The sequence below is a fragment of the Streptomyces griseicoloratus genome, assembly GCF_014534645.1.
Lineage (GTDB): Bacteria > Actinomycetota > Actinomycetes > Streptomycetales > Streptomycetaceae > Streptomyces > Streptomyces griseicoloratus.
Genome location: NZ_JACVQF010000223.1, coordinates 58,900 through 73,404 on the forward strand (window position 1 = coordinate 58,900; position 14,505 = coordinate 73,404).

Annotated in this window: 10 protein-coding genes and 2 tRNA genes; 3 read left to right on the forward strand and 9 right to left on the reverse strand. The window is 74.6% G+C overall.

Annotated elements, in window-relative coordinates; genetic code table 11:
• Window positions 1-3: 3 nt before the first annotated feature.
• The 7 genes from H0H10_RS30665 to H0H10_RS30695 all read right to left on the reverse strand — a co-directional run bounded on the left by H0H10_RS30665 (window position 4) and on the right by H0H10_RS30695 (window position 8,190).
• The gene (locus H0H10_RS30665) at window positions 4-2,157 is read right to left on the reverse strand and encodes a glycosyltransferase family 39 protein (protein ID WP_188184400.1); all 2,154 of its coding nucleotides are present in this window, start codon (window positions 2,155-2,157) and stop codon (window positions 4-6) included.
• The gene (locus tag H0H10_RS30670) at window positions 2,154-3,440 is read right to left on the reverse strand and encodes a bifunctional glycosyltransferase family 2/GtrA family protein (RefSeq protein WP_188184401.1); all 1,287 of its coding nucleotides are present in this window, start codon (window positions 3,438-3,440) and stop codon (window positions 2,154-2,156) included. Before H0H10_RS30670 ends, H0H10_RS30665 begins: the two co-directional genes overlap by 4 nt.
• 14 nt (window positions 3,441-3,454) lie before the next feature.
• On the reverse strand, window positions 3,455-4,999 hold the full coding sequence (locus H0H10_RS30675; RefSeq protein ID WP_188184402.1) for a sensor histidine kinase: 1,545 nt from the start codon (window positions 4,997-4,999) through the stop codon (window positions 3,455-3,457).
• Complete coding sequence (locus tag H0H10_RS30680) at window positions 4,996-5,736, reverse strand: response regulator transcription factor (RefSeq protein ID WP_223180671.1); 741 nt, start codon at window positions 5,734-5,736, stop codon at window positions 4,996-4,998. The genes H0H10_RS30675 and H0H10_RS30680 overlap by 4 nt, the downstream gene beginning before the upstream one ends.
• A 104-nt stretch (window positions 5,737-5,840) precedes the next feature.
• Complete coding sequence (locus H0H10_RS30685) at window positions 5,841-6,668, reverse strand: amidohydrolase family protein (protein WP_223180707.1); 828 nt, start codon at window positions 6,666-6,668, stop codon at window positions 5,841-5,843.
• Window positions 6,669-6,885: 217 nt separating this feature from the next.
• A complete protein-coding gene (locus tag H0H10_RS30690) occupies window positions 6,886-7,767 on the reverse strand; it encodes a DUF2797 domain-containing protein (protein WP_188184403.1) in 882 nt (293 codons plus the stop codon).
• 72 nt (window positions 7,768-7,839) lie between these two features.
• Window positions 7,840-8,190 (reverse strand): HGxxPAAW family protein, encoded by a 351-nt coding sequence (locus H0H10_RS30695; protein ID WP_188184404.1) that lies wholly within the window; start codon window positions 8,188-8,190, stop codon window positions 7,840-7,842.
• Between the two features lie 84 nt (window positions 8,191-8,274).
• Between H0H10_RS30695 and H0H10_RS30700 the strand changes: the two genes are divergently transcribed.
• Window positions 8,275-8,751, forward strand: a complete 477-nt coding sequence (locus H0H10_RS30700) for a MarR family winged helix-turn-helix transcriptional regulator (RefSeq protein WP_188184405.1) — start codon at window positions 8,275-8,277, stop codon at window positions 8,749-8,751.
• 49 nt (window positions 8,752-8,800) lie between these two features.
• On the opposite strand, the gene H0H10_RS30705 is transcribed toward H0H10_RS30700, so the two are convergent.
• Together H0H10_RS30705 and H0H10_RS30710 are read right to left on the reverse strand one after the other, a co-directional pair.
• Window positions 8,801-8,873: transfer RNA gene (locus tag H0H10_RS30705), tRNA-Arg, on the reverse strand.
• 215 nt (window positions 8,874-9,088) lie between these two features.
• Window positions 9,089-9,179, reverse strand: a tRNA-Ser gene (locus tag H0H10_RS30710).
• 168 nt (window positions 9,180-9,347) lie between these two features.
• On the opposite strand from H0H10_RS30710, the gene H0H10_RS30715 reads away from it, so the two are divergent.
• A complete protein-coding gene (locus H0H10_RS30715) occupies window positions 9,348-9,848 on the forward strand; it encodes an SSI family serine proteinase inhibitor (RefSeq protein WP_188184406.1) in 501 nt (166 codons plus the stop codon).
• 169 nt (window positions 9,849-10,017) lie between these two features.
• Window positions 10,018-14,418: a PAS domain-containing protein gene (locus H0H10_RS30720; protein ID WP_188184407.1), complete on the forward strand. Its 4,401-nt coding sequence runs from the start codon at window positions 10,018-10,020 to the stop codon at window positions 14,416-14,418.
• Window positions 14,419-14,505 lie beyond the last annotated feature (87 nt).

Here is a 14,505-nt window from a genome sequence, read left to right on the forward strand (position 1 = left end):
CCGTCAGCCGGCGTCGGCCGGCTGCGTGAGGTCGTAGAACGTGGCCGAACCGGCCGTGACCTCCTTGAAGTTGGCCTCGACCCAGGAGCTGATCTGCGCCGCGGTGCCGGATCCACCGCCGCCGCCTCCCATGCCGCCGCCCGCGATGAAGTAGTGGATCCTGCCGTCCTCCACGTACTTCTTGAACTGGGCGAGCGTGGGCGAGGGGTCCGTGCCGTTGAAGCCGCCGATCGCCATCACCGGCTCACCGGTGCCGAGCTGGTAACTCGCGGCGTTCTGGGAGCCGATCGCCGCCGCGACCCAGGTGTACCGGTCGGCGTCGGCCTCCAGCAGCTCGCGGGCCTCGGAGCCGACCTCGGCGCCGTTGAGCAGGCCGCCCATGCCGCCACCGCCGCCCGTCCGGCCACCCTCGCCGGGCTGACCGCCGCCGGGGAGGCCCTGGCCCTGCGGGCTCCCGCCGGGGAGTCCGCCCCCGCCCGGGAGGCCACCGGCGCCAGGCCCGCCCTGGTTCTGACCGCCCTGGTTACCGCCGGGCCCCTGCCCCTGCTGGTCGCCGCCGCCCGGGAAGCCACCTCCCCCGGGGCCGCCGCCCGGTCCGCCGCCGCCCATCATGCTCGCGCCGGACGGACCGGCGGTGACGATGGAGCCGCTGTGCCCCACCTGGACGGTGCTGAGGGTGTACGCCGTCGGCCCGGCCAGCGACGCCACCACGGCGAGCCCCGCCACGGCCGGCGCGATCCGCCGCCCCAGCCGGCCCGTGAAGACCAGGCCGAGGGCCGCGACCAGCCCGCCGACCAGGACCAGCCACTTGAGCCAGGGCAGGTAGTCGGGTGTGCGGCCCAGCAGGACGTAGCCCCACACTGCGGTCGCCGTGACGGCGGCGGCGAGGGCGAGCGCGGCCCAGGTCCGCCCGCGCCGCTCCCAGAGCACCGCCGCGCCCATGCCGACCACGGCCGCCAGGTAGGGGGCCAGGGCGACCGTGTAGTACTGGTGGAAGATGCCCGCCATGCAGCTGAAGACGGCGGCGGTCATGAGCAGTGCGCCGCCCCAGACCAGGAAGGACCCGCGGGCCACGTCGGTCCGGTGGGCCCGGCGCGTGGCGACCAGCCCCGCGACCAGCAGGATCAGGGCGGCCGGGAGCAGCCAGGAGATCTGGCCGCCGACCTCGGAGTTGAACATCCGGTCCCAGCCGGTCTCGCCCCACTGTCCGCCGCCGCCCATGCCGCCGCCACCGCCGCCGACGCTGCCGGTCTCCTCGCCGTTGAGCCGGCCCAGGCCGTTGTAGCCGAAGGTCAGCTCCAGGAAGCTGTTGTTCTGCGAGCCGCCGACGTACGGCCGGGACGACGCCGGCCACAGCTCCACCACGGCCACCCACCAGCCGCCGGAGACGACCAGCGCGAGGGTGGCCAGGGCGAGCTGGCCCAGCCTCTTGCGCAGGCGCACCGGGGCGCAGACACCGTAGACGAGGGCCAGGGCGGGCAGGATCAGGAACGCCTGGAGGGTCTTCGCAAGGAACGCGAGGCCGATCGCCACGCCCGCCCACACCAGCCACTTGGTCCGCCCGTCCTCCAGTGCGCGGACGACGAGGTAGCAGGCCAGGGACATCAGCAGCGCGAGCAGGGCGTCCGGGTTGTTGAACCGGAACATCAGCGCCGCGACGGGCGTGAGCGCCAGCACGGCACCGGCGGTCAGACCGGCCCCGGGCCCGAACCGGCGCCGTACGGCCGCGTACACGACGGCGACCGTCGCGACGCCCATCAGCACCTCGGGGACGAGGATCGACCAGGACGACAGTCCGAAGATCCGCACCGCCAGCGCCATCGGCCACAGCGCGGCCGGGGGCTTGTCGACGGTGATGGCGTTGCCGGCGTCGAGCGAGCCGAAGAAGAACGCCTTCCAGGACCGGCTGCCCGCCTGGACGGCCGCCGAGTAGAAGGAGTTGGCGTAGCCGGAGGCGCTCAGGCCGTAGAGGTAGAGCGCCGCCGTGGCCAGCAGCAGGCCGAGGAGGGCCGGGCGCGCCCAGCGGGGGTCCTCGGGGCGGCCCCGCCACAGTCTCCGGGCGAGCGGCCGCCGGGGCACGGGAGGGGATTCGGGGGGCGGACCCCAGGCGGCGGGCGCGTCGCGCGTGTGGGTCGCCGGGGTGTGGTGCGTCGTCATCGTCGGTTCCTCGGGTCGGTGCCGGCGGGGTGGGCCGGCCGCGGTGGCGCGTCCGGGAACACCCAGGCCCGGAAGAGCAGGAAACGCAGCACGGTGGCCGCGAGATTGGCGGCGACCAGCACCGCCAGTTCGGTGGAGTGGGCGGGATCGGCCGTCGCCGCGTTCAGGGCGGCGAGCGAGCCGCTGGTCAGGGCGAGCCCGATGGCGAAGACCACCAGGCCCTGCGCCTGGTGGCGTACGGCACCGCCCCGACCGCGCACCCCGAAGGTCAGCCGCCGGTTGGCCGCGGTGTTGGCGACCGCCGAGACCAGCAGGGCGAGGGCGTTGGCGGCCTGCGAACCGGCGAAGAGGCGGAAGCCGCTGTACAGCAGCAGGTAGAACAGGGTCGACAGGACGCCGACGACGCAGAAGCCGACGAGCTGGCGGGCCAGGCCGTGCGGCACGTCCTTGATGTCGCGGTCGCGCGGGTCGTCGCCGAACGGCCGGGCCAGCCGGTCCAGTGGCAGCGAGCCGGTGGCCAGGGCCTTGCCGACCCGCCACACGCCCTTGAGGTCGTCGGTCGCCGTCTTCACGATGTGCACGGTGGAGTCGGGGTCGTCGACCCAGTCGACCGGCACCTCGTGGATCCGCAGGCCGGCGCGCTCGGCCAGCACCAGCATCTCGGTGTCGAAGAACCAGCCGGTGTCCTCCACCAGCGGCAGCAGCACCCGGGCCACGTCCGCGCGTATCGCCTTGAAGCCGCACTGGGCGTCGGAGAAGCGGGCCTGCAGCGAGCCGCGCAGGATGAGGTTGTAGGAGCGGGAGATGAACTCCCGCTTGGCACCGCGCACGACCCGGGAGCTGCGGGAGAGCCGGGAGCCGATCGCGAGGTCGGAGTGGCCGGAGATCAGCGGGGCCACCAGCGGCAGCAGCGCGTTGAGGTCGGTGGACAGGTCCACGTCCATGTAGGCGAGGACCGGGGCGTCCGAGGCCGACCAGACGGTCCCGAGGGCCCGGCCGCGGCCCTTCTGCTCCAGCCGGAAGGACGTGACCTCGGCGAGCCGGTCCGCCAGCCGCGCGGCCACCTCCGGGGTGGCGTCCGTGGAGGCGTTGTCCGCGATCGTGATGCGGAACGCGTACGGGAACGTGCGCGTGAGGTGCTCGTGCAGTCTCAGCACGCACGGCCCCAGGTCCTTCTCCTCGTTGTGAACGGGGACCACGACGTCCAGGACAGGGGTACCGGCTCCTGTGGCCGGGAGGTGCTCCCGCGCCGGCAGGGTGCCGGGAGAAGAGTCGGTTCGCATGGGACCGACTCTTCTCAACTCCCCTGTCGCACCCGTGTGGTCAGGCTGTGCTGTGCCTGTGAGTGGACCTGACGGCCCGCTTCGGCCGGCGGCGCGGGCAGGTGCACGGTGAACACCGTCCGTCCGGGCACGCTGTCGACGGTCACGGCACCGCCGTGCGCGGCCGCCACGGCCTGCACGATGGCGAGCCCCAGCCCGGTCGAGCCGGTGGCGCGCGAGCGTGCGGAGTCGCCGCGCGCGAACCGTTCGAAGACGTGCGGGAGCAGCTCCGGCGGAATGCCCGGCCCGTTGTCCTCGACGTCCACGCACACCCACGGCCCGCTCCGCCGCACGCGCGCGGTGACGGTCGTACCGGGCGGGGTGTGGTTGCGGGCGTTGCCGAGCAGGTTGACGAGGACCTGCTGGAGCCGGGCCGCGTCCGCCGACACGAGCGCCGGCTCGTCGGGCAGGTCGAGCCGCCAGTTGTGGCCGAGGCCGGCCGCGCGGGCGTCGCTGACGGTGTCCACGACGAGCGGTACGAGGTCGGTCCGCTCGAACTGCAGGGGGCGGCCGGCGTCCAGGCGGGCGAGCAGGAGCAGGTCCTCGACGAGGAGGGTCATGCGCCCGGCCTCGGACTCGATCCGGCCCAGCGCGTGCCGGGTGTCGGGGCCGACCCGTTCCCGGCCGCGTCTGGTCAGCTCGGCGTACCCGCGGATGGAGGCGAGCGGGGTGCGCAGCTCGTGGCTGGCGTCCGCGACGAACTGCCGTACCCGCGTCTCGCTGCGCTGCCGGGCGTGCAGGGCCCCGTGCACGTGGTCCAGCATCCGGTTGAGCGCGGCACCGACCCGGCCGACCTCGGTGTGCGGGTCGCACTCGGACTCCGGGACCCGCTCGTCGAGGTTCACCTCGCCGCTGTGCAGGGGGAGTTCGGAGACGCGGGTGGCGGTGGCGGCGACCCTGCGCAGGGGGCGGGTGGCGACGCCGACGATGACGGTCCCGGCGAGGGAGGCGGCGACCAGGCCGGCGACGGTGACGCTGAACTCGACGAGGATCAGCGTGCTGATGATGCTCTCGGTGTCCTTCGTCGGGAGGGCGACGTAGAACTCCCCCTCCCGTCCGCTCTCGTACCGGACGAGGTACTCGCCCAGCCCGGGGATGTCCACGGCGTGCGGCTCGCGGTCCCTGGGGACGGCGGTGAGAGCGGCCAGCTGGGTGTCGTCGAGGAGGACGCCCTCGGTCGTCGGGACCCCGTTCTCGCTCTTCCCCTTGCTGACGACACCCTGGGTGGCCTCGCCGTTCACGACGGTCGCCGCGAGGGTGCCGATCTCCTGCGGGCCCTTGACGACGAATTCGAGCGGGTCATGGCCGTCCAGCGGGTTCGGGTCCGGCCGGCCGGCCGCGGGGCCGCCCACGGCCCGCATCGACACGTCCTTGAGCTGCCCGTCCAACTGCTCGTACAGATGCGACCGCAGCGCCAGCGTCGTCACCGTGCCGATCACCGCGCAGACCATGGCGATCAGCGCCACCGACGCGACGACGAGCCGCGTCCGCAGGGTCCGCGGCCGTCGTCGTACGGTCATGACACCGCGGGCTTGATCAGGTACCCGGCACCGCGCCGGGTGTGGATCATCGGCTCCCGCCCCGCGTCGATCTTCCGGCGCAGGTACGAGATGTACAGCTCGACGACGTTGGCCTGCCCGCCGAAGTCGTACGACCACACCCGGTCCAGGATCTGCGCCTTGCTCAGCACCCGGCGCGGGTTGCGCATCAGGAAGCGCAGCAGCTCGAACTCGGTGGCGGTCAGATGGATGCTGTCGCCGCCGCGGGTGACCTCGTGGCTGTCCTCGTCGAGGGTGAGGTCACCCACGACGAGGACGGAGTCGGAGCGGCGGTCGGCCGCGCCGGACCGGCGGATCAGCCCGCGCAGCCGGGCGACGACCTCCTCCAGGCTGAACGGCTTGGTGACGTAGTCGTCCCCGCCGGCGGTCAGCCCGGCGATCCGGTCCTCGACCGCGTCCTTGGCGGTCAGGAACAGCACCGGCACGTCGGGCAGCTCGCGGCGCAGCCGCCCGAGCACGCTCAGCCCGTCCATGTCGGGCAGCATCATGTCCAGGACGACGGCGTCGGGCCGGAACTCGCGCGCGGTGCGGACGGCACCGTGCCCGTCCCCCGCACTGCGGATCTGCCAGCCCTCGTAGCGCAGGGCCATGGACAGCAGTTCGGTGATCGACAGCTCGTCGTCCACCACAAGCACTCGGACGGGGCTCCCGTCCGGCCTCAGCAGTTCGGTGCGCCCCTGGGGCGAGGTCGTGGTCATACCGGACACGGTGTCGGGACGCTCTGAGAGAGCCCTTTCGCGAAGCTGTGATTTCTCTGAGAAACCTCACGGGACGAGAAACCTCACGGGACCGGCGAAGCTGCTCAGTGCCCCGGCAGCCCGAACAGCCGGGCCGCGTTGTGGTGGCACACGCCCCGCAGCCACTCGTCCCCCAGCTCCAGCCGTTCCAGCGCGCGCAGCTGATGCAGGTAGGGGTAGGGGATGTTGGGGAAGTCCGAGCCGAGCAGGATCCGGTCGCCGAGACCGGCCAGCCGGGGCAGGGCCCGCCGGGGGAACGGCGCGAGGCGCTCGCTGAAGTCGGTGAACGCCATGGTCGTGTCCAGCCGTACCTCGCCGTACCGCTCGGCGAGAGAGAGGAAGTCCTCGTACTCGGGCATCCCCATGTGGGCGACGACCAGCCGCAGCCGGGGGTGGCGGGCCAGCACCCGCGCGACCGGCTCGGGTCCGGTGTGCTTGCCCGGCGCCGGTCCGGAACCGCAGTGGATCACCACCGGGATCCCCGCCTCGGCGAGCAGCCCCCACGCCCCGTCCAGCAGCTCGTCGGCCGGGTCGTACGCCCCCACCTGCACGTGCGCCTTGAAGACGCGGGCCCCCGCCTCCACGGCCCCGCGGACGTACGCCTCGACGCCCGGTTCCGGGAACAGCGTGGAGGTGTGCAGGCAGTCGGGCGTCCGGCGGGCGAAGTCCGCCGCCCAGCCGTTGAGCCACTGGGCCATGCCCGGCTTGTGCGGGTAGAGCATGGCCGTGAAGGCGCGCACGCCGAAGTCGCGCAGGAGCCGGGCGCGTTCGTCCTCCTGCGCCCGGTAGGTGATCGGCCACTCGACGCCGCCGGTCAGCGGGCCCAGTGCGTCGAAGTAGCTCCAGACCTTGCGCAGCACGCGCTCGGGCATGAAGTGCGTGTGCACGTCCATGAGCCCGGGCAGGCCGAGCCGCTGCCAGAAACGCCGGACCTCCGCGGACTCGGCGGACCGGTCGGCCAGGTCGGACTGATCGGCGAGGCCGGACCGGTCGACGCCGCCGTCGCCGTCGCCCGCGACGGCGGGAACCATGTGGTGATCACTCATGGCACCCACCATCGGTCCCGCCCGCGGACCGGGTCCACCACCTTGCGCGAACCGGCACCCCCCTTCAGAACAGCCCGTCCTGGACCCCGGCCGCCTCCCTGAACGCCCGCACCGGCACGTCACACCGGTCGCCCCCGGCGGGCAGCAGCTCCCAGCCGGTCATCAGCCGGGTGTCGAGGACGAGGACCCCGCGCTCGGTCGCCAGATGGAGGTCCGGCCCGGCGGCCGCCACCAGCGCACCGCTGACCGCACCGCCCGCCACCAGCTCGGCCACCTCCCCGACGGCGGCCGGCCCGCCGGGCGGGCCCGCGAGTCCGAAGACACGCGCGTGGTCCACGGCCCGGAAGGGTTCCGGCCGGAGCGACTCCGGCCAGTTGCCGAGCGACACCGCACGCGCGTGCAGCTCCCCGAGCTCGGCCGCCCGCTCCGCCTCCGTCACGGGCAGCACGGCCCGCACCGCGCGCTTGTGGGTGTACGGAATCCGATCGGGCACCCCGAGCGCGGCGCGCAGCAGCTCCTCGGTGCGCCGCGCGGCCATCAGCGGGCCACTGCCCAGCCAGCTGAAGCAGACCGCGCCCTGCTCCAGCAGCCGGGCCGTCCCCCGCTCGACGGCGGTGATCCCGACCTTGGCCATGCCGGGGCCGAACCACGCCAGATACACGTGGTACGGCCGGGGGTCGTCGGCGATCGTGTCGGCGGCGACGGAGTGCGCCCGGTTCAGCCGCGCACACTCCTCGCACCGTGCCCCCGTGCTCCGCCCCGGCACGGCCGCCCCCAGCGGGCACGCGTGTCCCCGTGCTCCCACACAGGTCCGCACACCCCCCTCGGCGACCCCGAAGGCCACCCGCTTCCCCCAGGACAGCGCGCTGCGCCGTCCCCCGACCCACGCCAGCACGGGACCGTCCGCCGACCAGCGCAGCCCCGAGCACCTCCATGCCTGTGCCATCACCGACGAGCGTAGAGGCGGCCACCGACAACGCCCACGCGCCGGACGTCCACGCGGCAGGTGCCGGCCGCGTCACCCCAGGGCCTTCGCGGTCTCCACCTCGGCGCCGACCAGCTCCCTGCGCCTGCCCCGCCCGGCCAGCCGGCACCCGAGGCACCCTCCGTGCCCCTGCCGCGCGCCGTCGTCCCGCACCCGCATCGGCCACTGCGCCCGGGGCCGCCGCCCCGGGGGCTTGCCCCAGCCGATGAGGTGCAGGACCCAGGTGACGAGCAGGGCCACCGCGTCGATCCCGAGTCCGGCCACCAGCGCCGCCACCGACGACGTACACACGGCCAGCCCCACCAGGGACGTGCCGACGGCGGCGATCGCGACTCCGGTCCATCCCGCGACCGTGTGCCCGTGGTCATACTGATGTGCGCTCACGTCACTCCCCCTCGCCCCCGAGAATCTCTCACGGCGTGAGCAATTTAGCGTGAAAACCTCTTAGGAAGTAAGGAAACCGGGAAAGTGCGAGCCAAGCCGCGTCCGGCGGCCACCCCGGAGCAGGCGCTGACGGCGATGAACCACCTGATCGCGACCCATCTGGTCGGCCAGCAGGAGATCGCCCAGCAGGCCGGCCTCAACGTCACCGACCTCACCTGCTTCGCCTTCGTCATCGAGGCGGGCGACGACCTGCTCACCGCCGGCGAGCTGGCGGAGCGCGCCCACGTCACGACGGGCGCGATGACCGGGATCCTCAACCGCCTCGAACGCGCCGGCTACCTCACCCGCCGCCCCGACCCGGCGGACCGGCGCCGCGTCCGCGTGGCGGCCGAACCGACCGCGCTCGCCCGCATGCAGGAGATCTACGCGCCGTACTACACCCGGATGGACGCCCTGTTCGCCGACTACTCCGCGGAGGAAATCGCCATCCTGCACGACTGGTTCAGCCGCGCGAGCGCGCTGGCGGCGGGATACCTGGAAGAACACTGCCGGGGCGAATGACGCCCACGACGAAAGAGGCCCCGGATCTCTCCGGGGCCTCTGTTCCGTGCGCACTCGGCAGGATTCGAACCTGCAACCTTCTGATCCGTAGTCAGATGCTCTATCCGTTAAGCTACGAGTGCTTGTCTTTTCTGTTTTCCCGCCGCTCCCGGTCCTTTCGGCCCGCTCGCGGCGACAGGAAGAACATTACATGACTGCCGCCGACATGTGAAATCCGATTGGCGGACCCCTTGTGACCTGCGGAAACGCACCGCCGGCCCCCGAGCGTGGGACCCGGAACCGGACCCGGACAACAGCGAAGCCCCGGCCGGGAGGGCCGGGGCTTCGATGATCGGTGCGGAGGCGGAGGGATTTGAACCCTCGATGGGCTTTAAGGCCCAAACCGCATTAGCAGTGCGGCGCCATAGACCGGACTAGGCGACGCCTCCAGACAACATCACCTCTCGCGGGCGAGCGCGAGCGGTGCGTGCCGATGATGACACAGCCGAGTGCCGTGTCACCAATCGCCCCCTACGGTACTAGGCGGGCGGGCCACAGAGCAAAGCCCTTACGGCGTGGTGGCGCAACATCCTGCGCGCCGGCGCGTTAGTCAGGTCATGTTCCAGGTCACCCGCTTTCTCGCCGCCGCCGCCGTGTCCGCCGCCGCCTTCGCCTCGCTCGCCGCCGCACCCCCGGCCGCGGCCGCCCCCGTCGCCACCGGCCCCGGCCCCGTCGCCGGCACCCTCGCGCCACCGCCGGTCCGGGACGAGGACCGCGGCGGCGATCACCTGACCGTCACCGTCCGGAACGCCGGGGACGGCGCGGACGGGACGTACGAGCTGTACTGCCGGCCCAGCGGCGGCAGCCACCCCGACCCGGCGGGCGCCTGCGCCGCGGTCGAGCGGAGCACGCGGTGGGGGCAGGACGTCTTCGCGCCGGCCCCCGAGGGCACCGTGTGCACCATGAAGTACGGCGGACCGGCGACCGCGCACGTCACCGGCACCTGGGCCGGACGCTCCGTGGACGCGACGTTCGACCGCCGCGACGGCTGCCGGATCGACCGCTGGGACCGCCTGGTGCCGCTGCTGCCCGATCTGCGGTCGCCGGGGCGGTGGTAGGCGGTACCCGGTCACACGTTCTACGTCACTTCCTCGTGCGACCTCCCAGCCATCCGACGCCGCGCGGACACCCCCAGCCCTTAGACTCCCTCGCGTGACACCGCCACGAGCCGGTTGGCAAGATGGCTCAGGCGGTCGGCAAGTGCGGTAATCAGGAGGGAAGCGTCTCGTGAGCAGCAGGCCATCCCGAGGCGCTGCTCGCCTCGCAGCCATACTGGACGCCCTGCCCGACGCGTTGGTCCTGGTCAACGCCAACGGCACCGTCGTCAACGCGAACACCATCGCGCTGGAGGCCTTCGAGGCGCCGGGCACCGCGCTGGTCGGGCGCGGGCTGCTGGACCTGCTGCCGCAGTTCGACTCGCGGCTGATCCCCGGGTCCATGAGGCGACCGGACCACATCGACCCGCGGGCGCGCACCAAGCCGACGCGGATGATCGCCCGGCGGACGGACGGCTCCGAGTTCCCCGTCGAGGTCACCAGCGCCAACCTGGAGAACGGCCAGCAGGCCTACGACAGTTACAGCTACACCGGCGACGAGCTGCTGATGCTCGTCGTCCGCGACCTGTCCGGCACCGTCGACACCGAGGCCGAGCTGGCGCGTTCGCAGCGGCAGACGGAGATGATCCTGCGGGCGGCGGCCGAGGGCGTCGTCGGCACGGACACCGACGGGCGGATCGTGCTCGTCAACCCGGCCGCCGCCCAGATCCTGGGCTACCGGGCCAGCGACCTCGGCGGGCGCGAGCTGCACACCCTGGTGCTGCACTCGCGCGCCGACGGCTCGCCCTTCCCGTACGACGAGTCCCCGCTCGCCGACACGCTCCGCTCCGGGCGCAAGCACCGGGTGCGCGGGCAGGTGCTGTTCTCCAAGAGCGGCGACAAGGTGCCGGTCGACCTGACGACCGCGCCCGTGCGCGACGGCGACCAGCTCGTCGGCGCCGTGATGACCTTCACCGACCGGCGGCCCTACGACGCGCTCGTCAAGGAGCGGGAGGACGCGGAGAAGCGGCACGCCGAAGAGGTGGAGCGGCTCGCCGAGGAGCACGCCTCCGAGCTGACCGCGCTGCGCCAGCAGCACGTCACCGACCTGGAGGAGCTGGGCGAGAAGCACGCCGAGGAGCTCGCCGCCCACGAGGACCGCTACGCCGCGCTCGGCGAGCGGGAGAAGGACCGGTACGAGGCGCTCGCCGCCCGGCACGAGCAGCTGCTCACCCTGCTGGAGACGTCGCTGCGCGGGCCGCTGGAGGAGCTGCGCCGCGAGCTGTCGGCGCTGGCCGCGGACGACGCCGGGCAGCTGTGGCCCGAGGCCAACCAGGTGCTGCACCATCTGTCGGCGGGTTACTCGCGCATCACCACCCTCATCGACAACGTCCTCGGGTACCAGCGCCTCGACGTCGGCACCGACGACGTCTCCCGGACCAAGGTGATGCTCGACGCCGTCGTCGCCGCCGGTGTCGACGGGGCCGTCGAGCTGATCGGGCCGGGGCGGGTGCAGTTCGCCGTGCACGCGCCGCCGATCGAGGCCGAGGTCGACCCCAGGCTGCTGGCGACCGCTCTGGCGCATCTCGTCGCGGACGTGGCCGGCGTCGACGCCACCGGCAACACGCCCACGTCGGCGGGCGGTTACCTGGACAACACCGTCGTGGTCGCGGCGGCGCAGCGCGGCGAGGTCGTGCGCATCGAGGTGCGCGGGCCGTACTCCGGGGGAGACCCGGTGCACGAGCCGATCGTGCGCGGGATCGTGCGGGCGCACGGCGGCGTGCTGCAGACGCACGAGGTGCCGGGCATGAGCGGCAGCGCGTACGTCCTGGAGGTCCCGATCGGTGGCGGGGCGGGGACCGTCGCCGCCGACGTCCCGGTCGCCGGGGCCGAGGAGACCGCGGCACCGGTGGCCCCCGAGCCGGCCCCGGACGGTGCCGTGGCCATCGAGCCCGGTCCCGGCAGCGGTGGCCGGCGACGCGCCCGGCGGCCCTCCGTCGACGCCTTCCTGGAGAGCGAGGTCGCGGGTGCGGCCCGCGCCGCGGACGACGGGGCCGAGGAGTCCGAGGGCGCCGTCCCGACCGGGCGGCGCAGGAGGCGTGCGGCGCAGGCGCAGGCGCCGGCACCGGTTCCGGCGCAGACGCCGGCCGAGGCGTCCGGCGGCACCGGGCGCAGGCGCGGGCGGCCCGCGGAGGTCGCGGGCGCCGAAGCGGCACCGAACCCGGTCGAGAACCCGGTGGCCGGCCCCGTCACGGGAGCGGCGCCGGACGCTGCGGCGGACGTGGCCGAGGGCGCCGTCGTCACGGCCGCCGAGCACGCCGCGGGCGCCGCGGCCTCCAACACCGGACTGGGCGGGACCGTGCCGCCGCAGGGCGTGCCCGCATCGGCCCAGGGCGTGCCCGCACCCACCGGGCGGCGGGCGCGGCGTGCCGCCGGGGAGCAGCACGCGCTGCCGCCGGCGCTGCCCGCGCAGTCCACCGGAACGGACCCGGCCGAGGCGTCGCAGCCGACCGGGCGCCGGCGGCGTGCCCTGGCCTCCGCGAACGAGCGTGCGGCGGCGCAGGAGGCGGCACCGCGTCAGGTGTTCGCCCTGCCTCCCGCCGAGGCGGACCGGCCGTCCGACGACGCCGACGGGACGGGGGCGTCCGCGTCCGAGGGCCCCGGGGGCGTCATGGTTCCCGCGCCCGCCGAGGCGCAGGAGGCGTCCACGAGCCAGGTGCCCACAGGCCAGGCGCCCGCGGGACACGTCCAGGTCCCCGCCCCCGCCGCCGCCGGTGACGCCCTGGTCGACGACGGGCGGCACGACGCCGTGCCGCTCGACCAGTCCGGCGACCACACCCCGCCGCAGCCGCACCCCGCGAACGCGCCGACGGGACGCCGCCGCCGGGCCGTGGCCCAGCCGGCTCCCGCGGAGACGGCCCCGGCGCCCGGCCGGCAGATCCCCGCCCAGGCCGGTCCGCTGCCGGGGGCCGCGATGCCCGCGCACAGCCCCGCCGTGCCGCCGCAGGGCGCCGCCGCTCAGCCGGTCGCCGCCCCGGGCCGGCCGGTCCAGGCCGCCCCGCCCCAGCCTCCGGCATCGCCGCAGCCGCAGCCGCCGCGCCAGGACCAGGCCGCCCCGGCACCGCAGCCCTGGCCCGCCGCCGGTGCCGCCGGTGACACTCCGGGCGCCGGCACCCCCGTACCGCCGGACGGCACCGCGAACGCCGTACCCGCACCCGGCACCGCGGCCCCGACGCCGACGCCGACGCCGACGCCGACGGCCGGCCCGGACGCCCCGCCGGCTCCGGCCACTCCGACGCCTCCGCAGGGCGTTCCGGCGGCCGCCCCCACCCCGGGCCGCGGGACACCGCTGCCGCCGGAGAACGCTCCGCGGATCGCGCAGCCCCTGCCCGCGGAGGCCGGGGCCCCGGTGGACCCGAACTCGACGCAGGGACGGGCGTTCAGTGTGCGGACGCTGGGCCAGGGCGTGCCGTTCGACCGGCAGGCGCTCCAGGTGCAGCAGCCGTCGGCCACACCCGCGCCGCACCAGCCGGGCGGCTCGGGCCGGCGCCGCAAGCTGGGCACGCCGCCCGACCCGGCCGCCGCGCACCCCGAGCAGGGGGCCCGTCCGCATCCGGCGACCGAGCAGCCGCCCGTACCCAAGCAGCCGCAGAGCCGTCCCCAGGCTCAGCCGCAACCCGCGCCCCAGCCCTCCCTGGCCGGCGGCCAGCCCCGGCGCGCGCCGGGGACCGAGGGCGCCGGGCGGTCGTACGCCATAGGCGCGCCGGACGAGAACGCCGCCGAGGGGCCCGAGCCGCTGGACGGTCCGGGCGGCGCCGTGGAGGTGGCGGATCCGCCGCGTCCGCAGCCGATGGACGACGAGCTGCCGCCGGAGCCGCTGGACAACCCGCGCCGGCTGCTGGTGTGGCCCGCGCCGGACGTCTCCACGCAGCAGGCACTGAGCGACCGCGGCTACCGGCCGGTGATCGTGCACTCGCGCGAGGAGGTCGACGCGCAGATCGCGGCGTTCCCCGCCGCGCTGTTCGTGGACCCGCTGACCGGGCCGATCACCCGTACGGCCCTGCAGTCGCTGCGGCAGGCCGCGGTCGCGGCCGAGGTGCCGGTACTCGTCACGGCCGGGCTCGGGCAGGCGTCGCGCGACGCCGCGTACGGCGCCGACCCCGCCGTCCTGCTGAAGGCGCTCGCCCCGCGCGACAGCGAGCAGCACCCGCCGCGCGTCCTGCTGATCGAGGAGCACGCGGAGATCGCGCTGGCGCTGACCGCGACGCTGGAGCGGCGCGGGATGCAGGTGGCACGGGCGGCGAGCGACGCGGACGCGGTGACGCTGGCGGGGCAGTTCCGGCCGAACCTGGTCGTGATGGACCTGCTCCAGGTGCAGCGGCAGCAGGCCGGATCCGCCGGGATCATCGACTGGCTGCGCGCGAACGGCCGGCTCAACCGCACCCCCCTGGTCGTCTACACCGCCGCCGTCGACCAGGCGGACCTGCCCCGGCTGGCCTCCGGCGAGACCGTCCTGTTCCTGGCGGAGCGCTCCACCAGCGGCGAGGTCCAGTCCCGGATCGTCGACCTGCTGGCACGCATCGGAACCAACTGACGCTCACTGCGAGCGGCTTCTGCGCTGTGCCCGTCCTTCGCAGCCTGCACGCCGAAGCCGAGAACCAGCCCGGACGACCGTCCATGC

Excerpts from the sequence above, each read along its gene's own strand:
- H0H10_RS30665 (WP_188184400.1), bottom strand. The coding sequence starts at position 2,157 with ATGACGACGCACCACACCCCGGCGACCCACACGCGCGACGCGCCCGCC.
- H0H10_RS30670 (WP_188184401.1), bottom strand. The coding sequence starts at position 3,440 with ATGCGAACCGACTCTTCTCCCGGCACCCTGCCGGCGCGGGAGCACCTC.
- H0H10_RS30675 (WP_188184402.1), bottom strand. The coding sequence starts at position 4,999 with ATGACCGTACGACGACGGCCGCGGACCCTGCGGACGCGGCTCGTCGTC.
- H0H10_RS30680 (WP_223180671.1), bottom strand. The coding sequence starts at position 5,736 with ATGACCACGACCTCGCCCCAGGGGCGCACCGAACTGCTGAGGCCGGAC.
- H0H10_RS30685 (WP_223180707.1), bottom strand. The coding sequence starts at position 6,668 with ATGGACGTGCACACGCACTTCATGCCCGAGCGCGTGCTGCGCAAGGTC.
- H0H10_RS30690 (WP_188184403.1), bottom strand. The coding sequence starts at position 7,767 with ATGGCACAGGCATGGAGGTGCTCGGGGCTGCGCTGGTCGGCGGACGGT.
- H0H10_RS30715 (WP_188184406.1), top strand. The coding sequence starts at position 9,348 with ATGTTCCAGGTCACCCGCTTTCTCGCCGCCGCCGCCGTGTCCGCCGCC.